Annotated in this window: 23 protein-coding genes; 8 read left to right on the top strand and 15 right to left on the bottom strand. The window is 72.5% G+C overall.

Annotated features, from left to right (window positions below; all coding sequences use genetic code 11):
* Window positions 1-14: 14 nt before the first annotated feature.
* Window positions 15-2,219 carry a glycoside hydrolase family 3 N-terminal domain-containing protein gene (locus tag ACZ5VQ_RS25710; RefSeq protein WP_469106959.1) on the bottom strand — a complete coding sequence of 735 codons (2,205 nt, stop codon included), beginning with the start codon at window positions 2,217-2,219 and terminating at the stop codon, window positions 15-17.
* Between the two features lie 188 nt (window positions 2,220-2,407).
* A complete protein-coding gene (locus tag ACZ5VQ_RS25705; RefSeq protein WP_469106916.1) occupies window positions 2,408-3,529 on the bottom strand; it encodes a BadF/BadG/BcrA/BcrD ATPase family protein in 1,122 nt (373 codons plus the stop codon).
* Between the two features lie 180 nt (window positions 3,530-3,709).
* On the opposite strand from ACZ5VQ_RS25705, the gene ACZ5VQ_RS25700 reads away from it, so the two are divergent.
* Window positions 3,710-4,915 carry a glycoside hydrolase 5 family protein gene (locus tag ACZ5VQ_RS25700; protein WP_469106915.1) on the top strand — a complete coding sequence of 402 codons (1,206 nt, stop codon included), beginning with the start codon at window positions 3,710-3,712 and terminating at the stop codon, window positions 4,913-4,915.
* 125 nt (window positions 4,916-5,040) lie between these two features.
* Here the strand turns inward: ACZ5VQ_RS25700 and ACZ5VQ_RS25695 are convergent, their stop codons facing one another.
* Window positions 5,041-6,534 carry a glycoside hydrolase family 3 N-terminal domain-containing protein gene (locus tag ACZ5VQ_RS25695; protein WP_469106914.1) on the bottom strand — a complete coding sequence of 498 codons (1,494 nt, stop codon included), beginning with the start codon at window positions 6,532-6,534 and terminating at the stop codon, window positions 5,041-5,043.
* A gap of 240 nt (window positions 6,535-6,774) precedes the next feature.
* Here ACZ5VQ_RS25695 and ACZ5VQ_RS25690 point away from each other — a divergent pair, with 240 nt between their 5' ends.
* Window positions 6,775-7,131, top strand: a complete 357-nt coding sequence (locus ACZ5VQ_RS25690; RefSeq protein ID WP_362069436.1) for a DUF779 domain-containing protein — start codon at window positions 6,775-6,777, stop codon at window positions 7,129-7,131.
* Between the two features lie 82 nt (window positions 7,132-7,213).
* Window positions 7,214-8,458 (top strand): phosphodiester glycosidase family protein, encoded by a 1,245-nt coding sequence (locus tag ACZ5VQ_RS25685; RefSeq protein WP_469106913.1) that lies wholly within the window; start codon window positions 7,214-7,216, stop codon window positions 8,456-8,458.
* A 27-nt stretch (window positions 8,459-8,485) separates the two neighbouring features.
* On the opposite strand, the gene ACZ5VQ_RS25680 is transcribed toward ACZ5VQ_RS25685, so the two are convergent.
* From ACZ5VQ_RS25680 to ACZ5VQ_RS25630, 11 genes are all read right to left on the bottom strand, one after another.
* Window positions 8,486-8,680: a hypothetical protein gene (locus ACZ5VQ_RS25680; RefSeq protein ID WP_055611237.1), complete on the bottom strand. Its 195-nt coding sequence runs from the start codon at window positions 8,678-8,680 to the stop codon at window positions 8,486-8,488.
* A 169-nt stretch (window positions 8,681-8,849) separates the two neighbouring features.
* The gene (locus tag ACZ5VQ_RS25675; RefSeq protein WP_469106912.1) at window positions 8,850-9,710 is read right to left on the bottom strand and encodes a phosphatidylinositol-specific phospholipase C/glycerophosphodiester phosphodiesterase family protein; all 861 of its coding nucleotides are present in this window, start codon (window positions 9,708-9,710) and stop codon (window positions 8,850-8,852) included.
* A gap of 134 nt (window positions 9,711-9,844) precedes the next feature.
* The gene (locus ACZ5VQ_RS25670) at window positions 9,845-10,495 is read right to left on the bottom strand and encodes an ABC transporter ATP-binding protein (protein WP_469106911.1); all 651 of its coding nucleotides are present in this window, start codon (window positions 10,493-10,495) and stop codon (window positions 9,845-9,847) included.
* Between the two features lie 35 nt (window positions 10,496-10,530).
* On the bottom strand, window positions 10,531-11,481 hold the full coding sequence (locus ACZ5VQ_RS25665) for an ABC transporter ATP-binding protein (protein ID WP_469106910.1): 951 nt from the start codon (window positions 11,479-11,481) through the stop codon (window positions 10,531-10,533).
* 17 nt (window positions 11,482-11,498) lie between these two features.
* On the bottom strand, window positions 11,499-12,425 hold the full coding sequence (locus tag ACZ5VQ_RS25660) for an ABC transporter permease (protein ID WP_469106909.1): 927 nt from the start codon (window positions 12,423-12,425) through the stop codon (window positions 11,499-11,501).
* Window positions 12,418-13,383 (bottom strand): ABC transporter permease, encoded by a 966-nt coding sequence (locus ACZ5VQ_RS25655; protein ID WP_469106958.1) that lies wholly within the window; start codon window positions 13,381-13,383, stop codon window positions 12,418-12,420. The genes ACZ5VQ_RS25660 and ACZ5VQ_RS25655 overlap by 8 nt, the downstream gene beginning before the upstream one ends.
* A 20-nt stretch (window positions 13,384-13,403) precedes the next feature.
* Window positions 13,404-14,987 carry an ABC transporter substrate-binding protein gene (locus tag ACZ5VQ_RS25650; protein ID WP_469106908.1) on the bottom strand — a complete coding sequence of 528 codons (1,584 nt, stop codon included), beginning with the start codon at window positions 14,985-14,987 and terminating at the stop codon, window positions 13,404-13,406.
* Between the two features lie 149 nt (window positions 14,988-15,136).
* Window positions 15,137-16,237 carry an acyl-CoA dehydrogenase family protein gene (locus ACZ5VQ_RS25645; RefSeq protein ID WP_469106907.1) on the bottom strand — a complete coding sequence of 367 codons (1,101 nt, stop codon included), beginning with the start codon at window positions 16,235-16,237 and terminating at the stop codon, window positions 15,137-15,139.
* Entirely contained in the window at window positions 16,234-17,442 is a 1,209-nt protein-coding gene (locus tag ACZ5VQ_RS25640) for an acyl-CoA dehydrogenase family protein (RefSeq protein WP_469106906.1), read from the bottom strand. The genes ACZ5VQ_RS25645 and ACZ5VQ_RS25640 overlap by 4 nt, the downstream gene beginning before the upstream one ends.
* Window positions 17,439-18,419 carry an NADPH:quinone oxidoreductase family protein gene (locus ACZ5VQ_RS25635; RefSeq protein WP_469106905.1) on the bottom strand — a complete coding sequence of 327 codons (981 nt, stop codon included), beginning with the start codon at window positions 18,417-18,419 and terminating at the stop codon, window positions 17,439-17,441. The genes ACZ5VQ_RS25640 and ACZ5VQ_RS25635 overlap by 4 nt, the downstream gene beginning before the upstream one ends.
* 93 nt (window positions 18,420-18,512) lie before the next feature.
* Window positions 18,513-19,166, bottom strand: a complete 654-nt coding sequence (locus ACZ5VQ_RS25630) for a helix-turn-helix domain-containing protein (protein WP_469106904.1) — start codon at window positions 19,164-19,166, stop codon at window positions 18,513-18,515.
* A gap of 77 nt (window positions 19,167-19,243) precedes the next feature.
* Here ACZ5VQ_RS25630 and ACZ5VQ_RS25625 point away from each other — a divergent pair, with 77 nt between their 5' ends.
* The 5 genes from ACZ5VQ_RS25625 (at window position 19,244) to ACZ5VQ_RS25605 (ending at window position 24,344) form a co-directional block, all read left to right on the top strand.
* Window positions 19,244-20,179 carry an NAD(P)/FAD-dependent oxidoreductase gene (locus ACZ5VQ_RS25625; protein ID WP_469106903.1) on the top strand — a complete coding sequence of 312 codons (936 nt, stop codon included), beginning with the start codon at window positions 19,244-19,246 and terminating at the stop codon, window positions 20,177-20,179.
* Window positions 20,180-20,485: 306 nt separating this feature from the next.
* A complete protein-coding gene (locus ACZ5VQ_RS25620; RefSeq protein WP_469106902.1) occupies window positions 20,486-22,033 on the top strand; it encodes an ATP-dependent DNA ligase in 1,548 nt (515 codons plus the stop codon).
* Window positions 22,030-22,500 (top strand): NUDIX hydrolase, encoded by a 471-nt coding sequence (locus ACZ5VQ_RS25615; protein WP_469106901.1) that lies wholly within the window; start codon window positions 22,030-22,032, stop codon window positions 22,498-22,500. Before ACZ5VQ_RS25620 ends, ACZ5VQ_RS25615 begins: the two co-directional genes overlap by 4 nt.
* Before the next feature lie 193 nt (window positions 22,501-22,693).
* On the top strand, window positions 22,694-24,079 hold the full coding sequence (locus ACZ5VQ_RS25610; protein WP_469106900.1) for an NADP-dependent succinic semialdehyde dehydrogenase: 1,386 nt from the start codon (window positions 22,694-22,696) through the stop codon (window positions 24,077-24,079).
* 25 nt (window positions 24,080-24,104) lie between these two features.
* On the top strand, window positions 24,105-24,344 hold the full coding sequence (locus ACZ5VQ_RS25605) for a DUF6213 family protein (RefSeq protein WP_055617065.1): 240 nt from the start codon (window positions 24,105-24,107) through the stop codon (window positions 24,342-24,344).
* A gap of 9 nt (window positions 24,345-24,353) precedes the next feature.
* Here the strand turns inward: ACZ5VQ_RS25605 and ACZ5VQ_RS25600 are convergent, their stop codons facing one another.
* Window positions 24,354-25,046: a transcriptional regulator gene (locus ACZ5VQ_RS25600; protein ID WP_469106899.1), complete on the bottom strand. Its 693-nt coding sequence runs from the start codon at window positions 25,044-25,046 to the stop codon at window positions 24,354-24,356.
* Between the last annotated feature and the right edge of the window lie 159 nt (window positions 25,047-25,205).

The raw sequence follows: 25,205 nt of genomic DNA, 5'->3' as shown, positions 1-25,205 counted from the left end.
GCGGCGACCGGCCGTCAGTCCCCGATGCGCAGCACGGCCGGTACGGCGTTCAGCGCGGCCCGCGCCGATTCCGCGACCCGGATCTCCATGGTGCCGGGCAGCACGTCCGTCTCCAAGTCGGCGCCGACCTGCGCGAGTTGGTCGGCGCCTAGGGGGATGACGATCGTGCGGGTCTCTCCGGGAGCGAGGTCGACGTTCCTGAAGGCGCGCAGTTCGAGCGTGCGCGGCCACACGGGCGTGATCAGCCGGCGGATGTAGAGCTGGACGACGGTACGCCCGGCCCGTTCCCCCGTGTTGGTGACGTCGACCGCGACGGTGTGCCCGGACAGGCGCGGCGGCCCGTAGGCGAAGCTCGTGTACGACAGCCCGTGCCCGAAGGAGTAGAGCGGCTCGGCGCTCTCGTCGACGTAGGCCCCGTACTCGGTGTCCTTGTGGTTGTAGTACACGGGGAGTTGGGCGGCCGAGCGCGGGACCGAGACGGGCAGGCGCCCGAGTGGCTCGGCGTGTCCGAGGAGCACCTCGGCGATCGCGTCGCCGCCCCACGGGCCCGGGTACCAGGCGGTGAGCAGCGCGGCCGCGCGTTCCGCCGCCTCCGGGACGGCATGCGGTCGGCCCTGCACCAGGACCACGACCGTGGGGGTACCGGTCGCCACGACGGCGTCCAGCAGGGCATGTTGGGCCCTGCCGAGCCGCAGCCCCGCGAGGTCGGCTCCCTCTCCGCAGGTCATCTCGGACACGGCACCGAGGGCCGCGCCGTTGGCGGCGAAGTCGGTCTCGGGGGTACGGGCGCTGCTGCCGCCCAGCGCGAGCACGGCCAGGTCGGAGACGCCGGCCTGGGCGATGGCCTCGGGGATCCCCGAGAGGTCGTCGCCGGTGAGGGCACAGCCGCGGGCGTGGCGGACGTCCACTCTGGGCGGGGCGAGCCGCCGCAGCCCGTCGAGAAGGCTGGTGCCGACGCCTGGGCTCTGCGGGGCCGTGTAGTCGCCGAGTTGATGGGCGGTGGTGGCGGCGTGCGGGCCCAGGACCGCGATGCGGGACACCGTCGAGCGGACGGGCAGGACTCCCCCGTCGTCGTGGAGGAGAGTGACCGCGCCTCGGGCCAGGGCGGTGCTCAGTTCCCGGCCGCGGTCCGGAGACGGAGCGGTCAACCGGTCTTCGGCACAAGGCCGTTCGAACAGGCCGAGGCGGAACTTGAGGCGCAGCACCCGGGCGACGGCGGCGTCGAGCACGTCCTCCTGGACGAGTCCACGCTCGACTGCTTCTTCCAGGTGCGTGAAGCCGTCGTCCCACAGACTGAGGTCGACGCCCGAGTTGAGCGCCAGGGCGCCCGCCGAGACCGTGTCGCCGGTGATCCGGGCCAGCCGGTCGACGGCCAGGCCGTCCGCCATGACCAGCCCGCCGAAGGACCAGCGCTCGCGCAACAACCCTGTGAGCACGGCCCTGTTGCCCGCGCAGGGAAGCCCGTCGACCTCGTTGTAGGCGGCCATGACGGCAGCGGCTCCCGCCCGGACTCCGGCCCGTGCGGCGGGGAGATGGATCTCGTGGAGCTCGCGGGGTCCGAGTTCGGACTCCGCGGAGTTGCGACCGCCGACGGTGGCGCCCTGTCCGGCGAAGTGCTTGAGCACCACGGCGGCCTTGTCCTCGGCGAACTGCCCGTCCGCGCAGCCGGATTGGCCCTGCATGCCGCGCACCAGTGCCTCGGTGAGGCGGGCGGCCAGATACGGGTCCTCGCCGAAGCACTCCTCGGTACGGCCCCAGCGGGGGTCGCGCGCGAGGTCGAGGGCGGAGACGAGGGCGACATGGCCGCCACGGGCCCGCAGTTCGGCTGCGGCATGGGCGGCGGCCTGCTCGTACAGCTCGGGATCCCAGGTGGCTCCGACGGCCAGGTTGACCGGCAGGACCGTGCCGTCCAGGGCCATGAGGCCGTGCGGGACCTCCTCGACCAGAAGCGCCGGGATGCCGAGGCGGCTGCTTTCCATGACGTGGCGCTGCACCAGGTCGGCGAGCGTGGCTCCGTCGGCCGCGCCCGCGCCGGTGGAGTGGTCGACGCCCGACCAGGCGTCTGCGCGCAGGAGTCCGTACAGGGCGCCGAGGCCGGCGAAGCGCTCGGTCTCGGCGTACAGCGCCTCGGTGAGTTCGAAGCCGTCCGGTGTGCGGCGGTAGGCGTCCCAGCCGTACATCCGCTGGTTGAGCTGGCCGGCCTTCTCCCGCAGGGTCATGCGGGCGAGCAGGTCGGCGACCCGGTCGTCGACGGCGGCGTCCGGGTCCAGGTAGAGGGGGCCCCGCGTGTCGTGGCCCCGGGAGACCTCGGGTGGCTGCTCGGGCCGGGCGGCCGCGTGTTCCGGAGTCGGCATGCGACCGGTCCTTCCATGCTGTTGTCGCGTGGAGCTTCGAGGGGGCCTACCGGTCAGGTGGCCGGGGCGGAGGGTGCCGAGCGGCCGTGCCCGAGCCGGGCGAGGGCGACTGCTCCGCCGCAGCCGTCCGCCACCCAGTCCAGCGTCAGGCCGAGTGCCTTGAGGCGCTCGTTCAGAGGAACGGTCAAGGGTCCTTCGGGGCCGAGCAGCCCGCCGGTGGCGACGATCCGCTCGCCCTGGCGGGGTTCCAGCGTGCGGACCGGCTCCAGCAGGTGGTCCGCCGCCTCGTCGAGGATCGCCCGCGCGACGGCGTCCTTGTGCCGGGCCGCCTCGGCGACCAGCGGGGCGAGGCGGGCGAGGTGGATCGGGGGCTCGGCCATGACGGCGGGCAGCAGGTGCATCCGGTAGGCCGCGCGCCGGTCGGGCGACCACTCCGGCTCCGCCGGGTGCCGCTCGCGGGCGGAGGCGGCGGCGCCGGCGCTGAGGGGACCGCCCGCGTGGTTCGGGCTGTTGGGGCTGTTCGGGTCGCCGGTGTGTCCATTCGGCCACGCCTCGGCGTACGGCAGCGCCTCGGCCGGCAACCCCAGTGCCCGGCCGACCGCGTCGGCCAGCGTCGTGGGGCCGCCGCGGCCGTCCGCCATGCGCAGCGCCGCCCGTACCGCGCTGCGGCCGATCCAGAAGCCTCCGCCGTCGTCCCCGAGCAGCCAGCCGTCACCGCCGACGGTCACCGCGCAACGGCGGTCCCTGATACGCATCGCGACCACACCGGTGCCGGCGACCAGGGCCAGCCCGTCGGCCGGGGTGCCGGGGGCGGAGGCGAAGGCCGCCTCGATGTCGCTGCTGACGTCGACCGAGTCCGCCGCGATGCCCAGGCGTCGCAGTGCGGCGGTGAGCGCGGCCAGGGCATTGAGGCGGCCGGGCTCGTCCGGGGCGGTCTCCGCCGCGCCCGCGAAGCCGCCGGCCACGGCGACGACCCTGGCGCGGTCCGCCTCCGGCACCGCCCGGGCGACGGCCTCGGCCAGGTGTTCGGTGAGCAGCGGCACCGGGACGGTCAGGGCGTTGCCGGGTCCCGCGACACCCTGGCCGAGCACGCGACCGTCCACGGCGGACGCCAGGACGGCGCGCGTACGGGTGCCGCCGGCGTCCAGACCCACCACGAGGTCCCGGTTCCGCACGCGATCCTGCACCCGACCCCGCCCCCGCCCTGAATCCTGGTTCAAATCATTGTTCATTGGCGACCATGGTGGTTGATACATTCGCCGAGAACAAGCCCCGGCCGCGCGTCGGCACAGGTTTCCGAGGAGGACCCCATCAGCACTCCCCCCGTACCCAGCGCCCCCGCGCCCCGCTTCGGCGTGAACTACACGCCCCGCCGCGGCTGGTTCCACTCCTGGCACGACTTCGATCCGGTCCACGCCCGTGAGGACCTCGCCCAGATAGCCGGGCTCGGTCTGGACCACATCCGTGTCTTCCACCTCTGGCCGCTCCTGCAGCCCAACCGCACGCTGATCCGCGGCGCGGCCGTCGACCAGCTGGTCCAGCTCGTCGACCTGGCGGCGGAGGCCGGTCTCGACGTCCTCGTGGACGGAGTGCAGGGCCACCTGTCGAGCTTCGACTTCTATCCGGAGTGGACCCGCAGCTGGCACCACCGCAACGTGTTCACGGACTCCGAGGCCATCGAGGCCCAGGCGGAGCTGCTGCGCGTCCTCGGCCGCGCGCTCGCCGACCGGCCCAACCTCATCGGCCTCCAGCTCGGCAACGAGCTCAACAACCTGGTCGAGCACAACCCGGTGACCGTCGCGGAGGTGGACCACTACCTCGACACGCTCCTCGCCGCCGCCCGGGACGGTCTGTCCGCGGCCCCGCCCGGCCGCCTCGTCACACACTCCGCGTACGACGCGGCCTGGTACGGCGACGACCACCCGTTCACCCCGGAGGCCTCGGCCCGCAAGGGCGACCTGACCACCGTCCACCCGTGGGTCTTCTCGGGCGACTGCGCACGCCGTTACGGCCCCCTCTCGCCGCAGGTCCTGCACCTCGCCGAGTACGGCGTGGAGCTCGCCAAGGCCTACGCCGAGGACGTGACCCGGCCCGTCTGGGTGCAGGAGACCGGTGCGCCCGCGCCGCACATCCCGGCGGCCGACGCACCCGAGTTCGCCCGCACCACCGTGCTCAACGCCTCGGAGTGCGCAGGGCTGTGGGGCGTGACCTGGTGGTGCTCCCACGACGTGGACCGCTCCCTGGCCGACTACCCGGAACTGGAGTACACCCTGGGCCTCTTCGACTCCTCCGGCCGCCCCAAGCCGATCGCCACCGCGTTCGCCGACGCCGTCGCCGAGGTGCGCGCCAAGCCCCAGCCCGCACAGCCGCGCGACCTGGCCCTGGTCCTGGACTGCACGCCCGCCACCCGCTCCGTCTCGGGTCCGGGCGGCGCGTACTTCGAGGCGTGGATGTGGCTGCGGAGCCAGGGCGTCCGCCCGACGGTGGTCCTGGCCTCGCACGCGGACGACGCCGACCACCTTTCGGCCCGGGGCATCACGGATCTCGTACGGAATCCGTGACGACCGGGCCGGACGCCGGACGCCGGAGCCGTGAACGTGACGGGACGCGGACACGGACGCCGGTCCAGGCAAGGGTGACGGAACGCGGAAGCAGGTCGAAGGCGGCGGAGCGCGCCGGTGAGCGGCTACTCGCCAGCCAGCGCCTCCGCCAGTGCCCGCAGGTTGACCCGGCCCCGCCCGTACGAGCACAGGTCGTCCCCGTCCTCGGGGAGCCCGGTGGAGACCCGTACGGCGTCCGGGCGCCGGGCCAGCAGGGAGTCACGGAGGCGGGCCTGCCAGGGGTGCAGCCCGGCGTCGTATGTGGCGACGATCAGGGGGGAGCCCTCGGCCCACCGCAGGATCCCGGTGACGAGGGCCGCCGGGTCGGCCGGCTCCCCGGTGACCGCGGTTCCCGAGGCCGTGGGGTCGACGGCGCGCAGCTCGGTCAGCAGGTCCTCGCCACCCCAGTTGAGCGCGGGGTGCGGGGGCGGGAAGAGGTCGACGACATGGGCACCGACCACTGAGGGGCCGCCGGACCGGCCGCGTACGGCCCGGCGGGCCGCCTCCGCTCCGGCCCCGGAGTCCCATGCGGCGACCGTGCCCGGAGCGGCCGGCGTCGCGTACCGCTCGGCGAGGAGGCGGACCCGCCCGGCGGCCTCCCACACGCGCTCGTCGGGCAGCGCTCCGGTGCGCAGCGCGCCGAGTACCGCGTCTCGGCAGGCCAGCGTGGTCTCCAGGTCCGGTACGGCGACGATGACCTGGTCGGCTCCCGCGGTGAGGGCGATCCGGGCCCCGGCGGCCTCCCCGTAGCGGTCGGCGATCGCCTTCATCTCCAGCGCGTCGCTGACCAGCACCCCGTCGAAGCCGATGTCGTCGCGGAGCAGATCGCGCAGGATGCGGCGGCTCAGCGTGGCCGGGCGGTTCGGGTCGAGCGCCGGGAACACGACATGGGCGCTCATCAGCATCGGAACGCCCGCCGCGACGGCCGCGCGGAACGCTTCGAGGTCGGGGAGCAGTTCGTCGTACGGCCGCGGGTCGAGGGCGGTGTCGTGGTGGCTGTCGGTCACGGTGCCGCCGTGGCCGGGGAAGTGTTTGGCGCAGGAGGCGACACCGCGGGCCTCGGTGGCGGTGATCCACGCGCGCAGGTGGCGGCCGACGAGCTCGGGGTCGGCGCCGAAGGAGCGGGTGCGCACGATCGGGTTGTCCGGGTGGTGCTGGAGGTCGGCGACCGGCGCGTACGAGGCGGTGATGCCGAGGGTGGCGAGGTGTCCGGCGAGCGCGTCGGCGCAGCGGGCGGTGAGATCCGTGTCGTCGACGACGCCGAGCGCGAGGTTGCCGGGGACGTCGGGTGCGCCCGCGCCCACCAGGTGGCCGATGCCGCCGCCCTCGTTGTCGATGCCGACGATCAGGTCGGGGCGTATGGCCCGCAGTTCGTCGGTGAGCCGGCGCACCTGTTCGGCGTCGCGCACGTTGCGGGTGAACAGGATGACACCGCCGAGCCCCCGGTCGACGAGCCGTTTCAGTGTGGCGGGGACGCTCGCGGTCCCCTCGAAACCGGCGACGAGGCAGCGGTGGGCGGCCTCGTCCAGATCGACGGGCAGACCGGGACCGTCGAACGCGGCGGGCAGGGGGTGGATCACGTCGACTGTCCTCCGGTCGGATGACGGATCGGATGATGCAAGCCACCAAAACATAACCCCAAGGTGAATCAATCAACCAGCCCCCTTGACGCAACGCATGCGCCGCACCACGGAGGGCAGCGGTCCGGAACGATCTCCTGACGCGGGCCTGACGCCCGTCCGTCGCCCTCGGTAGGGTCCGCGACAGCGGTCAGGACCTGGTCCGGTACGCCTCGAAGCGATGAGGAGTGATGCACGGTGATCCCATCCGCCCCGCGCGTGGAGCTGACGCCCGCCGCCGCCGAGCTGCTGCGCCGACTGCGGGCCGCCCACGGTCCGCTGATGTTCCATCAGTCCGGCGGTTGCTGCGACGGCAGCGCGCCCATGTGCTACCCGGAGGGCGAGTTCCGGACGGGCGACTCCGATGTACTGCTCGCCTCGCTGGCCGTCGACGGCGTCGAGGAGCCGGTGACGTTCTGGATGTCGCGGAGCCAGTACGAGGTGTGGAGTCACACCCGGCTGATCGTCGACGTGGTGGAGGGGAGGGGCAGTGGTTTCTCGCTGGAGGCACCCGAAGGGGTGCGTTTCCTGACCCGTTCGCGTCTCGTCGGCACGTAGTCGTCGTCACGCCACCTGCTCTGTGGTGAACTCCCTTGTGTCCTGGGCCATTTGAGGAGACAGCGGAGAGAGCAGGGGCAGCGTGAGACGACGCACCGGACGACTCAGAACCGCACTGACGGTTGTAGCGGCATGGAGCGCACTGGCCGGCGCCGCCCTGGCAGGGGCGGCACCGGCCAGTGGCGCGCCGGACGGCGGCCCGCCGGGTTTCCACCGGCTCGCACCCGGCGTGCGCTACACCGAGTTCGATATCCCGGCCTCCAAGGGTGTGGCGCACGCACATGTGCTCAGCGTCGATCTCCGCAATCCGCGGGTGAGTGTCGACCTGCTGCACCCCGGCGCGGTGGCGGCACGGGCGCCCGTTTCGCGGCTGGCCGACACACAGGGTGCCGTCGCGGGCGTCAACGGCGACTTCTTCAACATCACCGAGACCCAGCACCCAGGGGTCGAGGCGACCGGCGCGTCCGTCGGTCCGGCGATCGCGGGCGGGCGCACGCTCAAGGCGGCGGTCCCCGACGGCCAGCGCTTCGGCCCCGCCCTGCCGCCCGGCACGAGCACCCGGGACGTACTCGGCGTGGGCACGGACCATCGGGCCCGCCTCGACAGCCTCGCCCTCGACGGGTCGGTCACCACCGCCGAGGCGCGCCTCCCGCTCGGCGGGCTCAACCAGTACGCGCTGCCGGTCGGCTCCGTCGGCGCGTTCACCTCGGACTGGGGCACCCCCTCTCGGGTGCGGGCCACCTGCGGGACGGACACCGACCGGGCCGCGCCCTGCAGTACGGACACCCATGAGGTGACCGTCCGGGAGGGCCGGGTCGTGTCATCGGCCGACACACCCGGCAACGGACCCATCGCTTCCGGCACCACTGTCCTGGTCGGCCGTGAGGCGGGCGCCCAGCAACTGCGGAAGCTGACCCTGGGTGAGCGGGTCGTGGTGCGGCACCGGCTGGTGGCGGCCGCGTCGAGGATCCCGTACCGGTTCGTGATCGGCGGCTATCCGGTCCTCAGGGGCGGTCAACCGCTCGCGGGGCTCGACACCACGACCGCGGCGGTACGGACCGCCGCGGGCATCTCGGACGGCGGCCGCCGGCTCCTGCTGCTCGCGCTGGACGGGGCACCCGAGTTCCGCACCGGACTCACCATCGCGGAAGTCGCCGACACCATGCGGGGGTTGGGTTCCGTGGACGCCTTCAGCCTCGACGGCGGCGGCTCCAGCACGCTGGCCGCCCGGGAGCCGGGCTCGACGACGGCGACCGTGCGCAACCATCCCAGCGGCGGGGCGGAGAGGCCGGTGCCCAACGGGATCGGCGTGTTCTCGCGGTCGTGAGCCGCGTGCCCCACCTCCGCCACGGGCTCACGGCCTGAGGCTGCTGACGACGTCGGCGGTCGCCGTGAGCCCGTTGTGGATGGTCGGCGCCATGCTCGTGCTCGCGAGATAGAAGCCGAGCAGCACACAGACCACGGCGTGCGAGAGCTTCAGCGCGCCGTTGCGGAGGAAGACCACCGCAAGGATCAAGAGCAACAGGACCACAGAGATGGAAATGGCCATCGTCAACCTCCTCCGCCACGTCCACACCGCGGCTTTCGGCCGCAAGTGTGGCGTAGCGGGGGGTTCGTCCGGGTCGCTGACGTGTCCGCCGAACGTGTGTTGACTGCGCGTGAAAGCGCTGGGCTGCGCCCGTCGGTTGGTGATCGCTGGCCTACGCCCGCTCGTGGACCTACTTGTGGGCGTCCAGGAACGCTTCGAGACCTGCGAGGTCGTCGGTGTTGAAGTAGTCGGCGTCGGCGGCGAGGAGTTCGCCCCACACCGCGTCACGGGCGGGGCCCGCCAGATCGGGGGTGGCCCAGAAGCGGACCTTCTGCCCTCGGGAGTGCGCCGCCGCGATGATGCCGCGCAGCTTCTGGCGCTCCACCTCGGGGAACGTGCCGACGCCCTGCCAGGTGAAGTTGAGCGTCCAGTTGTCGCTGATCAGCGGGATGAAGGAGGCCGGGGCCGGGACGGGGGCCAGCAGGTCGAGAAGGCGGCCGTCGTAGAAGGCCCGCCGCACGGTCTGGGCCTCCATCGGGACACGGGCCGCGCGGTCACCGGAGATCACGGCCGTCACCGCGCCGGGGAAGACCCGGCCGTGGGCGTACGTCGTGAACAGGTGCCGGTAGCGGCGCAGTTGGCGATCGAGCTCCTGGTACGTGGACGCGCCCTCGGTCTTGATGTCGATGAGCAGCTGGACCGGCTTGCGCTGCCCCCGGTACACCGAGCCGCGGTTGGCCTTCACCCGGGCCGCGAGGGGGGCGAGGTAGAGGGATTCCAGGGTCCGGGTCGGGTCGAGCTCGACCGGGTCGTGGGCGACCAGGAGCTGGTTCCCGACGAGGAAGATGTCCGACTCGACGCTCCCGAAGCGGTGGTCGAGCGCGTCGAGGAGGGGCCGGGGGTGGAGGTAGTCGTTGTGCGCGTGGGCGCGCCACAGCGGGCGCGGCCGGTGTCCGCCCTCGGTCGCCTGCGCGTACGCGGGCACGGCGACGCTGCCCGCCACCGCGGCGGCGAGGGTGGTGAGGGCTCTGCGACGGGTGGTGAGGGCCATGTCTGCCTCCCTGAGAGTGCCGTATGGGCCTCAGCGAGTATCGGTCCTCAGGGGGTTCAAGGAGCAGGGCCGTGCGGGGAGTTGGCCGGACTGCCGCTGTGCGTTCACTTCGCCCGACCTCCTCCGGCGGACGTTCACACCGAGGTCAACTCGGCCCAGCCGACCGTCCGGTCGCACCACCGCTCCAGCAGCACCCGGTCGTGCCCGACGGCCAGCAGTCCGGCCCCGCTCTCCCGCCGGTAGGTCTCCACGACGCCGACCAGCGCGGCCGTGGTCGAGGCGTCGAGCATCGCCGTCATCTCGTCGCAGACGAGCCAGCGCGGCCGCAGCGCGAGCGCCCGTGCGAGACAGGCCCGCTGCAGCTGACCGTCGCTGACCTCGTGCGGCCGACGGCCCAGCAGGTCCGCTCCGAGCCCCACGGTTTCGGCCAACTCCCGTACGCCGTCGGTCGGTCGGCCGGTGGCCCGGAGCGGTTCGGCGATCAGGTCCGCGAGCCGCAGGCGCGGGTCCGCCGAGAGGCGTGGCTGCTGGAAGACGACCCCGAAGGCGGTGCGCTGGGCGCGCGGCGCCCGATGACGCCAGCCGCGGGCCGGCTCGCCGTCCATGACGACCTCGCCGGAGTCGGGCCGGTGCAGCAGCGCGGCGACCCGGGCCAGCGTGGACTTGCCGCAGCCGCTGGGCCCCTGGAGCCCCACGGCCTCCCCTGCGTTCACGGTCAGTGAGACCTCGCGGACGACGGGGGCGCGCCGGTCGTACCCGGCCGTGACGGACCGCAGCTCAAGCACGCGCCACCTCCCGACAACGCATGTGCCCCTCCTGGTCACGCACGCGCCACCTCCACCTCATCCATGTGACCCACGTGATGGCAGGCCACGCCCGCCACGAACTCCGGCAGGACCCGGCACGCCTCGCTCACCCGTCCGCACCGCGCGGCGAAGGCGCACCCCTCCGGGAGCGCGCCGAGTTCCGGCGGCATGCCCGGGATCGGAGTGAACTCCCGCTCCGGGAGTGCGTTCAGCAGACCGCGTGCGTACGGGTGCCGCGGCCCCGGCGCTCCGAAGAACTCGGCCGCCCCGGCGATCTCCACCACGCGCCCCCCGTACATCACGGCGACCCGGTCGGCGATCCGCTCGGCCGCCGCCAGGTCGTGGGTGATCAGCAGCAGGGCACGGTGGTCCCCGGTGTGGCGGCGGAGTTCGTCGACGGTGTGCTCGACGAGGTCGCGGTCGAGCCCGGTGGTCGGCTCGTCGGCGAGCAGCAGGGGCGCGTCTCCGACGAGGGCGAGCGCGGTGGCGGCCCGTTGGGCGAGCCCGCCGGACAACTCGTGCGGGTAGCGGTCGAGATGGTCCACGGGAAACGCGGCCCGCTCCGCGGCGGCCACCGCGCCTTCGCCGGACGTCCCCGTCAACTCCCTTACAGCCTCGGCGAGCTGGGACCGTACGGTCCGAACCGGGGTGAGGTGCGCCGCGGGACTCTGCGGTACGAGTCCGACGCGCCGACCGCGTACCTCTCGGGCGAGCACCCGCTCGTCCGCGGCCAGCAGGTCGAGTCCGTCGCCGCCGAGCAACGCCGAACCCGCGACCGAGGCGTTGCCCGGGAGCAGGCCGAGCAGCGCGGAGGCGAGCACCGACTTGCCGCAGCCGCTCTCGCCGACGAGGGCCAGGCACTCCCCCGCCGCGAGATCGAAGGAGACATCCGTGACGGCCCGTACGTACGCCCGGTCGCGCATCCGGAAGCGCACGGAGAGCCCACGCACCGAGAGGACGTTCATGCCATCGGCTTCCGGTGTCACAGCATCAGCTCCGATCGGCTTCGCGGGTTGAGCCGTTCGCGCCAGGCGCCCGCGAGCCCGGCGATGGCGAGGGTGGCGGCGACGGCGCACAGCCCGGGGAAGAGGGTGGGCCACCAGTCGCCGGCGAGCAGCGATCCACGTGCGCTCTGCACCAGCGTGCCGAGGCTGGCCTGATGGGTGGGCAGCCCCAACCCGAGGAAGGACAGGGCGGATTCGTGCCAGACGGCGTGCGGCACCATGAGGACGGCGGCGAGTCCGGCCTGGGGCAGTACGCCGGGCAGCAGGTGCCGTACCACCACCCGGTAGCGCGAGGCACCGCCCGAGATCGCGGCGTCGACGTACGGCCGGGAGCGCAGGGAGAGGATCTCCGCGCGGACGATCCGGGCCGTCGACAGCCAGTGGGTGAGCGCCACCGAGACGACGACCGGCCACACACCGGGCCGGAACATGGCGACGATGAAGATGCCGAGGAGCAGGTGCGGCACGGACGCGAACACGTCCACGAGCCGCATCACCAGCCGGTCGGCCCATCCCCCGAACGCACCCGCGACCGCGCCCACGGCAGTGCCGACCACGGTGGACACCACGGCCGCGACCACACCGACCAGCAGCGAGACCCGCAGCCCGTAGACACAGCGCAGCAGCAGATCCCGTCCCACGTCGTCGGTCCCGAACGGGTGGGCCAGGGAAGGCGGTTGGAGCTTGGCTGCCAGGTCCACGGCCTGCTGGTCGAGCTGGACCAACGGCGGCACGAGCAGCACGGCCAGCACCATCACGGCCACGGCGGCCGCCGAGCCGCGCACCCGCCACGCGCGCGTGGAACTCCGTACGACCGCACGCGTGCGCCATACCTCAGCCGTCTCGACGGCCTCGGTCGCCCCCGAAGCCCCCGTCGTCTTGGTCGTCTTGGTCGTCTCAGCCATCGAAACCCACCCTCGGGTCCGCGAGCCCATACAGCACGTCCGCGAGGAGGTTCCCCACCAGCACGGCGATCGTGGCGAGCACGGTCAGTGCGGCGAGCAGCGGGAAGTCGACGGCGGTGGCGGCCTCGACGGTCGCCGCGGCGATGCCGGGCCAGCTGAAGACGGTCTCCACGAGCAGTGCGCCGGTGATGAGTTCGGGCACGCGCGAGCCGATGAGCGTGAGGACCGGCAGCATTCCGGAGCGCAGGGCGTGCGCCAACAGGACGGTGCGCTCGGCGAGTCCACGCGCGCGTGCACCGCGTACGGGGTCCTCCTGGAGTGCGTCGCCGACCCCCTGCCGGACGTACAGCACGAACCAGGGCAGCTGCGAGAGGGCCAACACGCCTGCGGGCAGGACGAGATGGCGTGCGACCTGGTCGGCCGTGACGACCGTGCTGCCGGTGTCCGTCAGGCCGCCGGCGGGCAGTACACCCAGTTTCAGGGCGAAGAACCACATCACGAGCAGGCCCAGCCAGAACGGCGGCGCGGCCTCCAGGGTGTACGCGAGCGAGGTGACGGCCCTGTCCGTCCAGCCGCCCGGCCGGCGCGCGGCGAGGACGCCGAGCAGCCCGCCCAGCAGGACGGCCACGAGGAAGGCGGTGGAGGCCAGCAGCACCGACCAGCCGACGCGTTCGGCGATCACGTCGGCGACCGGCTGCCGCAGGGCGCTGGAGTCGCCGAGGTCGCCCTGCACGGCGGACGTCAGCCAGTTCCACCACCGGGTGACGAGCGGTTCATCGGCGCCGAGGTTGGCGCGCAGCTGGTCGAGCGTCTCCTGCGAGGCGCTGAGTCCGGCCGTGCCCGCGTACGCCTTGACGGGGTCGAACGGGGAGGCCGCGGCGATCGCGAAGACCCCGAACGTGACGATCCCGAGGACGGGGGCGGCGAACAGGGCCCGCCGTCCCGCCAGCCGCGCCATGGGGCGCCACGGCGGACGGCTCACGGCCGCCAGTCCTCGACGTTCCACCACGGGCCCGCGGCGAGACCGTGGTCGTGCGGTTCGACCTGCGTGGACAGGTCGCCGAAGCGGTCGTCGACCACGTACAGATGGTCGATGTGGGTCAGGAAGGTGTAGCCGGGGTTCTTCACCAGCTCGCGCTGCACGGTGTCGTAGGCGGTCTTGCGCTCTGCCGGCTCGCCGCTCTCGCGGCCGGCCTTCAGGGCGCGGTCGACGGTGGCGTTGTCGTACCAGCCCATGTTGTTGAAGCCGTCGCCCGCGAGGTCCGACCTGAGGAGCGGGTACTGGTCGAAGTCGGGGTCGGCCGGTGAGCCGCCGCCCGCGAGCACCGCGTCCTTGGGCATGCGCGGCTCGATGACCTCCCAGGTGCCCGCCTGCACCTCGACCTCGACGCCGATCTTCTTGGCGTCGGAGGCGTACGCGAGGGCGTGGTCCTGACGGAGCTTGTCGCCGGAGACGTACCAGAGCGGGAAGCTCGCGCGGACGCCGTCCTTCACGCGGATCCCGTCCTTGCCCGGCTTCCAGCCGGCCGCGTCGAGGACCGTCCGCGCCTTCTTCGGGTCGTACGTCCGCTCGGTGCCCTCGGTGAACCACTCGCTGTCCGTCGGGACGGGTCCGTAGGCCACCTTGCCGGCGCCTTCGAGGATGCCGTCGACCATGGCCTTCCGGTCGACGGCGATGTCGAGGGCGCGGCGCACGGCGGTGTTCCCGGTGACCTTGTTGCCGGTGGGCAGGGTGACCGTGCGGTAGTCGAAGCTCTTGGCCGCGTACGTCTTCTGCCCCGACCCCTGGAAGGCCTTGGCGAGGTTGGGCGGCAGGATCGCGCCGTCGAGGTCGCCGGATTGCAGCCGGGTGGCGCGTACGTCGTCGTCCTTGATGATCGCCATGGTGAAGCGCTCGATCTTCGGAGTGCCGCCCCAGTAGCCGGAGTTGGCCTCCAGGACGAGCTGTTCGCCCTTGGACCACTTGGCCAGCTTGTAGGGGCCGGTACCGACGGGCTTCGATCCGAACGCCCCCGTGTTGACGTCCTGGCCGCCGGCTATGTGCTCGGGCGCAATGGGCAGCACCGTGCGCTCCGCGAAGGGGGCGTAGGGGTACTTGAGCCGGAAGACGACCGTGTCGTCGCCCTTCGCCTCGACGCTCTCTATCGCGTCGAGCTCGCCCTTGGAGGCGTTGTTGGTCCTCTCGTCGAGGATGGTCTCGTAGGTGAAGACCACGTCCTTCGCGGTGAACGGCTCCCCGTCGCTGAACTTCACGCCCTCGCGCAGCGCGTAGGTGTACGTGCGTCCGTCGTCGCTCACCTTCGGCAGTGCGGCGGCGAGCGCGGGCTTCAGCTTCAGGTCGGCGTCGTGGGTGAGCAGCCCGTCGAAGATCTTGGAGTTGCCGTCCTTGCCGAAGCCGAGGAGGGGGCTCAGGGTCTCCGGTTCGTAGGCGATGCCGACGACGGCCGAGGTCGCCGCAGCCCCGCTGTCGCCCTCGCCGGGCGCCGAACACGCGGAGGCGACGGTCGCCAGAGCGGCGGCCGTCGCCAGGGTGCCCATGCCTCGTATCGATCGGGCCCTCATGCCGCCCCCACCTCTAATGAACATCAACAGTTATTGCGAACAGTTCGCAATTATGCATGATGGGGGAGGTGGGTAAAGCGAAGGCCCGCTCCTGTCCGGGGGGTCGGAGCGGGCCTTCGTGCCATCGGCGGGAGTGGATCAGGGCGAGGTCAGGGGGCCTGGAGGTCCACCAGACCGGCCAGTGCCTCGCGGTGGGCGCCCCCGGTGCCGTACGCGATCGAGTCGGCCTTGGCGCGTTTCAGGTAGAGGTGGACCGGGTGCTCCCAGGTCATACCGATACCGCCGTGCAGCTGGACCGCCTCCTCGGCCGCGTGCACCGCGACGGGCGACGCGTAGGCCTGGGCCACGGCGACCGCCACATCGGCGTCCGGGCTCCCGGCGGCCAGCGCGTCGGCGGCGTTGCGGGCCGCGGCGCGCGTGCCCACGACCTCCTGCCACAGCGCGGCGAGCCGGTGCTTGAGCGCCTGGAAGCCGCCGACCGGGCGGTTGAACTGCTTGCGCTCCTTCAGATAGCGGACCGTCTCCGTCAAGCACCAGTCGGCGAGGCCGAGTTGCTCGGAGACGAGCAGTCCGGCTCCGGCGCGCAGAGCACGCCGTACGGCCGGTGCGGAATCCGGGGTGAGGAGGCGCGCCGGGGCCCCGTCGAGCGTGACCGTGGCGACCGGCCGGGTCAGGTCGAGGGAGACCTGCGGGGTGACCGTGACGCCTTCGGCACCGGCCTCCACGGCGTACAGCCCACCGTCCTCCGCCGGCACGAGCAGCACGTCCGCGGCGACCGCGTCCGCGATGCCGGTCAACTCCCCGTGCAGAGCGCCGCCTTCGTGGCTTACGGACTTGTGGGGCGCCCCGGGCCCGGCGGACAGCGCCACCGCGAGTGCGCCGATCGTGCGGCCGGACGCGAGGGCGGTGAGCAGCTCGGCGGCCTCGTCGGACCCGCACGCGAGCAGCGCCTCGGTCGCGACGACGGCACTCGTCAGATACGGGACGGGAGCGACCGCGCGGCCCAACTCCTCCAGGACGACGGCGACTTCACGGTGCGTGGCACCCTGGCCGCCCTGCGCCTCCGGGACGAGGAGGCCCGCGAGGCCCATGCCGTCCGAGAGGGCCTTCCACAACTCGGGGTCGTGCGGCCGGTCCGACTCCGTGCGGGCGATGACGCCCGGCGCGTCGCAGTGGTCCGCGAGGAGGTCGCGGACGGCGGCGCGCAGCGCCTCTTCCTCTTCCGAGTACAGCAGGTCGGGGGCGCTCATCGGGCGAGGTCCTTCCAGGCGACGTCCTTGTCGGTGCGCGGCTCGGAGGGCAGGCCCAGCACGCGTTCGGCGACGATGTTCAGCAGGACCTCGCTGGTCCCGCCCTCGATGCTGTTGCCCTTCGAGCGGAGGTAGCGGTAGCCGGCGTCACGGCCGGTGAAGTCGACGAGTTCGGGACGGCGCATCGTCCAGTCCTCGTACAACAGGCCCTCCTCACCGAGGAGTTCGACCTCCAGGCCGCTGATCTCCTGGTTGAGGCGGGCGAACGCCAGCTTCATGCCGGAGCCCTCGGGACCCGGCTGGCCCGCGACGAGCTGCTGGCGCAGGCGCTCGCCGGTGAGCCGTGCGACCTCGGCCTCCACCCACAGCGTGAGCAGCCGCTGGTGCAGGTCGTGGGTGCGCAGATCGGGGCGCTCGCGCCAGGTCTTGGAGACCGGGCCGATCATGCCGCCCTCGCGCGGGATGCGCATGCCGCCGATGGAGACGCGCTCGTTCATGAGCGTGGTCTGCGCGACCCGCCAGCCGTCGCCGACCTCACCGAGGCGGTGCGCGTCGGGGATGCGGACGTCGGTGAGGAACACCTCGTTGAACTCGGCCTCACCGGTGATCTGGCGCAGCGGCCGCACCTCGACACCGGGGTCGGTCATGTCGCAGATGAAGTACGTGATGCCGCGGTGCTTGGGCGCGTCCGGGTCGGTACGGGCGATGAGGATGGCCCAGCGGGCGAGGTGGGCGCTGGACGTCCACACCTTCTGGCCGTTGACCACCCAGTCGTCGCCGTCACGCACTGCCCTGGTACCGAGCGCGGCGAGGTCCGACCCCGCGCCCGGCTCGCTGAACAGCTGGCACCAGACCTCCTCGCCGACCCAGAGAGGCCTGAGGAAGCGGCTCTTCTGCTCCTCGGTGCCGAAGCCGAGGATCGTCGGCGCGGCCATGCCGAGGCCGATGCCGATGCGCCGCGGGTCGTTGTCGGGCGCGCCCGCGGCCTCCAACTCGGCGTCCACGACGGCCTGGAGGGAACGCGGCGCACCGAGTCCGCCGAGGCCCTGCGGGTAGTGCACCCAGGCGAGTCCGGCGTCGAATCGGGCCTTGAGGAAGTCCACCCGGCCGGTGCCGGCCACCGGATGCGCGGCCAGCAACTCCTGGGTGCGGCGGCGCAGTCCGGCGGCGTCGATCGCCCCGCTCCTGCTCGCGGCGTCGGTCATGCGACGGCTCCGTTCTCGTCGAGGGAGGGCACCACGGCGACCCGACCGGTGGTGACGCCGTCGGCGACCCGCTGCACCGCGGCGGCGGCCCCGCCCAGCGGCACGCGCTCGCTGACGAGCGGCTTGATCCCGCCCCTGGCTGCCAGCTCGGTCAGCTCCTCGTGGCAGCGCAGGACCAGCTTCGGGTCCTTGGTGTTGTAGAGGCCCCAGTGCAGGCCCAGGATCGAGTAGTTCTTCACCAGCGCGTGGTTGAGGCCCGGGCTCGGGATGCTGCCGCTCGCGAAGCCCACGACCACGATGCGGCCCTCGAAGGCCACGACCTTGGTGGACTGCGTGTAGGCGTCACCACCGACGGGGTCGTAGATCACGTCGGCGCCGCGGCCTCCGGTGGCCTCCTTCACCGCGGCGACGACGTCCTCGGCACGCCGGTCCACGACGACGTCGCAGCCCAGCTCACGGGCGACGGCCGCCTTGTCGGCGCCGCCCACGACGCCGATGACCTTGGCGCCCGCGGCCTTCCCGAGCTGCACGGCCGCGCTGCCGACCCCTCCGGCGGCAGCGTGGACGAGCAGCGTCTCCCCGGCCTCCAGGCGAGCCCGCCGGTGCAGTCCGAACCAGCCCGTCTGGTAGCCGATGTGCAGCGCGGCCGCCTCGGCGTCGTCCAGAGCGTCGGGCGCGGGCAGGAGAGCGGCGGCGTCCGCGACGGCGTACTCGGCGAAGCCGCCGTACGGCAGCGCCGGGTTGGCGATGACGCGCCGCCCGTCCTCGGTCTCGCCGCAGATCTCCACGCCCGGCGTGAACGGCAGGGGCGGCCTGACCTGGTACTGCCCGCGGCACATCAGGGCGTCCGGGAAGTTGATGTTCGCGGCGCGCACCTTGAGCAGGACCTGGCCGTCACCGGGCGTGGGCCGCTCCACGTCCTCAAGCCGCATCACCTCGCTCGGCTCGCCGATCTCGTGCACTTGCCATGCCTGCATGCGGAGCCTCCACGGGACTGCTTTGTCTGACCGGGGTCGATTGCATACTAAGCGGTCGCTTGCCACCCTGGGAACACTCCGCGTAGGCCGTTGTCAGTCGTCTTCGCCACGCCGCTTCGGGCGCGCCCGTACATGCATCCGCTCCCCCTGCCGCCCGAAGAGGCTCAGGAACTCCACCGGCCCCTCCCCCGTCGACCCGAACCAGTGGGGCACACGCGTGTCGAACTCGGCGGCCTCCCCCGGGCCGAGTACGACGTCGTGCTCGCCGAGCACCAGGCGCAGCCGCCCGGAGAGGACGTACAGCCACTCATAGCCCTCGTGCGTCCGCGGGTCCGGCTCCTGCTTCCGCCGCGGTTCGAGCACCTTGTAGGCCTGGAGACCGCCGGGCTGGCGGGTGAGCGGCCAGTGCGTACGGCCGTGCATGACGATGGGCTTCGCCGCGCGGATGCGGGGGTCGCCCACCTCCGGGGCCCCGACGAGCTCGTCGAGGGGCACCTGGTGGGCGCGGGCGATGGGCAGCAGGAGTTCCAGGCTGGGTTTGCGCAGCCCGGACTCCAGGCGGGACAGGGTGCTCACGGAGATTCCGGTGGCGGAGGACAGACCCGCGAGGGTGGCGCCCCGCTCCTTGCGGATGCGGCGCAGCCGCGGTCCGACCTCCGCGAGGACGTCGTCGGTGTCGGTATCGGCGTCGGGCCCGGTGTCCGCGGCGGTCTCCCCGTGCTTCTGGTGCTCATCGCGCTCGCTCATCTCTTCATTGCAGTTTCGGCAAAGATGTTTGTCAATACGGCAGGAGGTGGGCGACCTTCTCAGTGGAGGTGGTCACCATGACCGAGAGGTACGAAGTGGTCGTCGTCGGAGGCGGCGCGGCCGGACTGTCCGCCGCGCTCGTCCTGGGACGCGCACGGCGGAGTGTGCTCGTGATCGACACGGGCGAGCCGCGCAACGCGCCCGCCGCACACATGCAGGGCTATCTGTCGCGGGACGGCATGTCTCCGGCGGAGTTCCTCGCCGTGGGACGCGAGGAGATCGCGCGCTACGGCGTCGAACTCGTCCGGGACCGGGCGGTCGACGTGGCCAAGGACGCGGACGGGGAGTTCGACGTGACGCTCGAAGGCGGGCGCACGGTGCACGGACGCCGGCTGGTCGTCGCCACCGGCCTCGCGGACGAACTGCCGAAGGTGCCGGGGGTCGCCGAGCGTTTCGGCCGGGACGTGCTGCACTGCCCCTACTGCCACGGCTGGGAGGTACGGGACCAGGCCTTCGGCGTGCTCGCCACGACCCCGATGGGCGTCCACCAGGCGCTGATGGTCTCCCAGTGGTCGAAGGACGTGACCCTCTTCCTGCACACGGTCGCCGAGGACGAACTCGCGGACGAGGATCTGCGCAGGCTCGCCGCCGCCGGAGTCGACGTGGTGCCGGGCGAGGTCGCCGGGCTGGTCGTCGACGACGACCGGCTCACCGGGATCCGGCTCGCGGACGGCACGACGCACGAGCGCTCGGTCCTGTTCGTCGCACCCCGGGCGGTCCCGCGCACCGGCCTTCTGGAACGGCTCGGCGCCGAACTGCAGGAGACACCGTTCGGCACGTACGCCGTGGTCGACCCGACGGGTCTGACCAGCGTGCCCGGCGTCTGGGCGGCGGGCAACGCGATCGGTTTCGGCGAACAGGTGGTGAACGCGGCGAGCGGCGGCTACCGGGCGGGAGCCACGATCAACGGCGAACTGCTCTTCACGGACCTCGACGCGGCCGTGCGGGCGTAGCTCGAAGCAGACGGCAGTAGGCGGTAGACGGAAGCAGACCCGCGGACGCCGGCCGTGCGGGCGCCGACCGAAGGCGTGGGCCGGGTGGGCGCGGCCCGAAGAAGCAGCCGGGCGGGCGCGGGCGTAGGCGCAGGCCCGAGCCGTAGCCACGCGGAGGTGGAGCCGGGACACGGCCGTGCGGGCGCCGCCGCTGGCCCGAGACCGTGAGCCCCAAGCCCCGAGCCTTGATCCACAGCCCGAAGACCCCGCCGTGCGGGTGTCCGCCGTGCGGGTGTGGATCGGGCGCCTCCGTTGCACCATGGCTGCATGCTGCTGCACCGGCTCGCCCGTGTGTCCCAGGAGGTCGCCGCCACCTCGGCGCGGTCCCGGAAGACGGCTCTGCTCGCGGAGCTGTTCCGGGACGCCGAGGCGGACGACGTGCCGATCGTCATCCCGTATCTGGCGGGCCGCCTCCCCCAGGGGCGGCTCGGCATCGGCTGGAAGATCCTCGGCACACCGGTCCCGCCCGCCGCGGAGCCCACGCTGACCGTGCGGGAGGTGGACTCCCGTCTCACGGACCTCGGCAAGGTCTCCGGTACCGGCTCCCAGGCGGAACGGGCGCGGCTGGTCGGTGAGTTGATGGGTGCGTCCACCGAGCCCGAGCAGCGGTTCCTGCTCGGGCTGATCGGCGGTGAGGTGCGCCAGGGCGCCCTGGACGCCGTCGCCGTGGAGGGCCTCGCCCAGGCGACGGGCGCGCCCTCCGCCGACGTACGGCGGGCGGTGATGCTGGCGGGTTCGCTCCAGACCGTGGCGGAGCGGCTGCTCGCCGACGGGCCGGAGTCTCTCGCCGAGTTCCGGCTCACCGTCGGCCGCCCGGTCCAGCCGATGCTCGCGCACAGCGCCTCGTCGGTCGCCGAGGCGATCGACAAGCTCGGCGTCTGCGCGGTCGAGGAGAAGCTGGACGGCATCCGCGTCCAGGTCCACCGCGACGGCGACGACGTACGCCTCTACACCCGCACACTGGACGACATCACGGACCGACTGCCCGAACTTGCCTCGGCCGCACGGGAGTTGAAGGGTGAGCACTTCATCCTCGACGGTGAGGTCATCGCGTTCGACGAGGGCGGGCGGCCGCGATCGTTCCAGGACATCGCGGGCCGCGTGGGCTCCCGCGTGGACGTCGCCACGGCCGCCGAGGCCGTCCCCGTCTCCCCCGTCTTCTTCGACGCGCTCTCCGTGGACGGCCGCGACCTGCTCGACCTGCCGTTCGCCGACCGCCACACCGAGCTGGCCCGTCTGGTCCCCGAGCCGATGCGCGTACGCCGCACCCTCGTGGCCGACCCGGCGGACGCGCGGGCACGGGGCGCCGCCGAACAGTTCCTCGCCGACACGCTGAAGCGCGGCCACGAGGGTGTCGTGCTCAAGGGCCTCGACGCCCCCTACAGCGCCGGCCGCCGCGGTGCCTCCTGGCTGAAGGTCAAACCCGTACACACCCTGGACCTGGTCGTGCTGGCCGCCGAGTGGGGCCACGGGCGGCGCACCGGCAAGCTCTCCAACCTGCATCTGGGCGCCCGCAATCCGGACGGTTCCTTCGCCATGCTGGGCAAGACCTTCAAGGGTCTGACGGACGCGCTGCTGGCCTGGCAGACCGAGCGGCTCCAGGAACTCGCCGTCGAGGACAACGGCTGGGTCGTGACCGTCCGTCCCGAACTGGTCGTCGAGATCGCGTACGACGGTCTGCAGCGCTCGACGCGCTACCCGGCGGGCGTCACCCTCCGCTTCGCCCGGGTCGTCCGCTACCGCGAGGACAAGACCCCGGCACAGGCCGACACCGTGGAGACCCTGCTCGCCGCGCACCCGGAGGTCATCCCGTGACCGCCACCGCGAAACGTAGCGCGGGCCTGCTCCTGTTCCGCCGCACCGACCACGGCGTCGAGGTGCTCCTGGGCCACATGGGCGGCCCGTTCTTCGCCCGTCGCGACGCCGGCGCCTGGACCGTGCCCAAGGGCGAGTACGAGCCCGACGAACCGGCCTGGGACGCGGCACGCCGAGAGTTCGAGGAGGAACTGGGGCTCCCGCCTCCCGACGGCGACCCCATCCCCCTCGGCGAGGTCACCCAGACGAACGGCAAGGTCGTCACGGTCTGGGCCGTCGAGGCGGACCTGGACGTGACGACGACGGTCCCCGGCACCTTCACGATGGAGTGGCCGCGGGGCTCGGGCCGAGTCCAGGAGTTCCCCGAACTGGACAGAGTGGAATGGCTGGACCTTGACCGGGCACGGGCTCTGCTGGTCAAGGCCCAGGCAACGTTCCTGGACCGCCTCGCGGAACAGACGAGCTGAGGAGACGCGCCCCTGTCTTTCAGGGGTGCGGGGAACTGCGCGACCAGCCACGGCGGACCCGCACGTCGAATACCGCCCCCGGGACGCCACACATGCCGGGCCCCCGCACGGGTACGCGGCCCCCGTCCGCGTTGCGCCCCGTCCCGCGGAGCGAGATTGTCGAAGTCACAGCCCGTACCAGGAGGTCAAAGCCATGCCCATCGCAACGGTGAACCCGGCGAACGGCGAAACGCTCAAGACCTATGACGCCCTGAGCCCCGAGGAGATCGAACACCGCCTCGCAACCGCAGAGGCGGCGTTCCACACCCACCGCACAACCTCGTTCGCCGAGCGCGCACAGCTACTGCACCGAGCCGCCGACCTCCTGGAAGGCGACGCGCAGGACATCGCCCGCGTGATGACGACCGAGATGGGCAAACCGGTCAAGCAGGCCCGCGCGGAGGCCGCCAAGTGCGCGAAGGCGATGCGCTGGTACGCCGACCACGCCGAGGAACTCCTCGCCGACGAGGAGGGCGACCCGTCCGACGCCAAGGACTCCGGCGCCTCCCGCGTCCTCGTGCGCTACCGCCCGCTCGGCCCGGTGCTTGCGGTCATGCCGTGGAACTTCCCGCTCTGGCAGGTGATCCGCTTCGCGGCGCCCGCGCTGATGGCGGGCAACGTCGGCCTGCTCAAGCACGCCTCGAACGTCCCGCAGACCGCCCTCTATCTGGAGGACCTGTTCCGCCGGGCGGGCTACCCGGAGGGCTGTTTCCAGACACTGCTCATCGGCTCGGGCGCGGTCGAGGACATCCTGCGCGACCCGCGGGTCAAGGCGGCCACCCTGACCGGCAGCGAACCGGCGGGCCGCGCGGTCGCCTCGGTCGCCGGGGACGAGGTCAAGAAGACGGTCCTGGAGCTCGGCGGCAGCGACCCGTACGTGGTGATGCCGTCGGCGGACGTCGAACGGGCGGCGCAGATCGCCGTGACGGCCCGGGTGCAGAACAACGGACAGTCGTGCATCGCCGCCAAGCGCTTCATCGTGCACACGGACGTCTTCGACGCCTTCGCCGAGCGCTTCACGGCGGGCATGAGGGCCCTGACGGTGGGCGACCCCCTGGACGAGAACACGGACGTCGGCCCGCTCTCCACCGAACAGGGCCGCGGCGACCTGGAGGAGCTCGTCGACGACGCCGTCGAGAGCGGCGCCACCGTCCTGTGCGGCGGGGAGCGCCCCGACGGGTCCGGCTGGTACTACCCGCCGACCGTCCTCGCCGACATCACCCCCGAGATGCGCATCCACCTGGAGGAGGCCTTCGGACCGGTGGCGACGCTCTACCGCGCCGCCGATCTCGACGAGGCCGTGGCCATCGCCAACGACACGCCGTTCGGGTTGAGTTCCAACGTGTGGACCCGGGACGAGGCCGAGATCGACCGTTTCGTTCGTGATCTGGAGGCGGGCGGCGTGTACGTCAACGGGATGACGGCGTCCCACCCGGCGTTCCCGTTCGGCGGGGTGAAGCGGTCCGGTTACGGGCGTGAGCTGTCGGGACACGGAATCCGAGAGTTCTGCAACATCACCACCGTATGGCACGGAGCGTGAGCGTTCCGCAGCTACGATCCCCTCTGTGAACCGCGAAGTGACCCTGCCTCTGATCGTCGACGACCGCGGTACCTTGCAGGTTTCCGCGGCCGACGTGAGCAAGCTCCTGCGAACGATGGGTGGTCGGTGGCTGCATCTGGTGGAGGCGGGGCAGGACGGCCTCGACGAGGACACCGTCGCCGCGCTCACGATCGAGCTCGCGAAGCTTGCCGACCGTATTGACGTGGCGTGCATCGCGCACAGCAGTGGGAGTGCGTCCGGCTAGGGGTGCCCCTCAGGGTGCGACCCGCTGGTCCAGTTCCCACAGTGCGTGCCAGAACTTCGTCTCGTAGGTCTGCAGCAGGCGGCCGTAGTGATGGACCTCGTTCTCGTCCAGCCCTCCTGCGTCGAGTCCTGCCTGCACGGCCGCCGAGGCCCTCTGCTCCAGCTCGGGTGCGGGCTCGGCGAAGAAGTCGAAGAAGCCGCAGGGCTCGTCGTCGAAACCGTAGTGGCGGCGCAGGGAGTCGGCGATCGTGGCGCAATAGCCGCCCCAGGCCGCGAAGTTGGCGCTGAGGGCGAGGACCACCGCGGCCGGTGAGCCGTTCAGGGCCAGCCAGGCGACGTACGCGGGATAGGCCTGGCAGTCGGCGAGGGGCTCGTACGCCGCCTCCCGTGCCGTGTCCACACCGCAGGCCGTGGCGTACGCCCCGAGCCGGCCCTGGGCCAGCGTCTCGCCCTCCGCGAGCACGCCGAAGAAGGCCGCGCACTCGGGACCGGCGGTCGTCCCCTCCGCGGCCGAGCGTTCGGCCAGGTGGAGGAAGGCTCGGCGGTCCGCGGCGATGACATGACGCTGTTCGAGGGCGAGGGCGGCGAGTGTGTCGCGGCGGGCCGCGCCCCGGGCGATCAGCGGGAGGAGGCGGTTGGCGTGGGGGTCGGGGGCGAGCTTTCCGGTGGTGCTCTCCAGCAGTTCCCTGGCCGTCCGCGTCATCGCGTACTCCTTCGGTTCGGCTGACTCGCTGACCCCTGCGACCAGAGTGCCACGCCGGCCCCGGGGTCCCCGATCTGGAGTAATCCGGCGCGATATCCCCGCCCCACCGGGTGATCGTGGTGGAACCACCCTTCCGCCGTGGAGAGGGAGTTCCCGGCG

The organism is Streptomyces sp. NPDC033178, assembly GCF_055577685.1.
The sequence above is the reverse complement of the archived record's forward strand: the minus strand, read 5'-3'. Positions and strand labels throughout refer to the sequence as shown.

What these genes read in the sequence shown, in the direction of transcription:
- ACZ5VQ_RS25710 (WP_469106959.1), bottom strand. Translation starts at nt 2,219, where the DNA reads ATGACCCTGCGGGAGAAGGCCGGCCAGCTCAACCAGCGGATGTACGGC.
- ACZ5VQ_RS25680 (WP_055611237.1), bottom strand. Translation starts at nt 8,680, where the DNA reads ATGGCCATTTCCATCTCTGTGGTCCTGTTGCTCTTGATCCTTGCGGTG.
- ACZ5VQ_RS25675 (WP_469106912.1), bottom strand. Translation starts at nt 9,710, where the DNA reads ATGGCCCTCACCACCCGTCGCAGAGCCCTCACCACCCTCGCCGCCGCG.
- ACZ5VQ_RS25665 (WP_469106910.1), bottom strand. Translation starts at nt 11,481, where the DNA reads ATGAACGTCCTCTCGGTGCGTGGGCTCTCCGTGCGCTTCCGGATGCGC.
- ACZ5VQ_RS25660 (WP_469106909.1), bottom strand. Translation starts at nt 12,425, where the DNA reads ATGGCTGAGACGACCAAGACGACCAAGACGACGGGGGCTTCGGGGGCG.
- ACZ5VQ_RS25655 (WP_469106958.1), bottom strand. Translation starts at nt 13,383, where the DNA reads ATGGCGCGGCTGGCGGGACGGCGGGCCCTGTTCGCCGCCCCCGTCCTC.
- ACZ5VQ_RS25650 (WP_469106908.1), bottom strand. Translation starts at nt 14,987, where the DNA reads ATGAGGGCCCGATCGATACGAGGCATGGGCACCCTGGCGACGGCCGCC.
- ACZ5VQ_RS25645 (WP_469106907.1), bottom strand. Translation starts at nt 16,237, where the DNA reads ATGAGCGCCCCCGACCTGCTGTACTCGGAAGAGGAAGAGGCGCTGCGC.
- ACZ5VQ_RS25640 (WP_469106906.1), bottom strand. Translation starts at nt 17,442, where the DNA reads ATGACCGACGCCGCGAGCAGGAGCGGGGCGATCGACGCCGCCGGACTG.
- ACZ5VQ_RS25635 (WP_469106905.1), bottom strand. Translation starts at nt 18,419, where the DNA reads ATGCAGGCATGGCAAGTGCACGAGATCGGCGAGCCGAGCGAGGTGATG.
- ACZ5VQ_RS25630 (WP_469106904.1), bottom strand. Translation starts at nt 19,166, where the DNA reads ATGAGCGAGCGCGATGAGCACCAGAAGCACGGGGAGACCGCCGCGGAC.
- ACZ5VQ_RS25625 (WP_469106903.1), top strand. Translation starts at nt 19,244, where the DNA reads ATGACCGAGAGGTACGAAGTGGTCGTCGTCGGAGGCGGCGCGGCCGGA.
- ACZ5VQ_RS25620 (WP_469106902.1), top strand. Translation starts at nt 20,486, where the DNA reads ATGCTGCTGCACCGGCTCGCCCGTGTGTCCCAGGAGGTCGCCGCCACC.
- ACZ5VQ_RS25610 (WP_469106900.1), top strand. Translation starts at nt 22,694, where the DNA reads ATGCCCATCGCAACGGTGAACCCGGCGAACGGCGAAACGCTCAAGACC.
- ACZ5VQ_RS25600 (WP_469106899.1), bottom strand. Translation starts at nt 25,046, where the DNA reads ATGACGCGGACGGCCAGGGAACTGCTGGAGAGCACCACCGGAAAGCTC.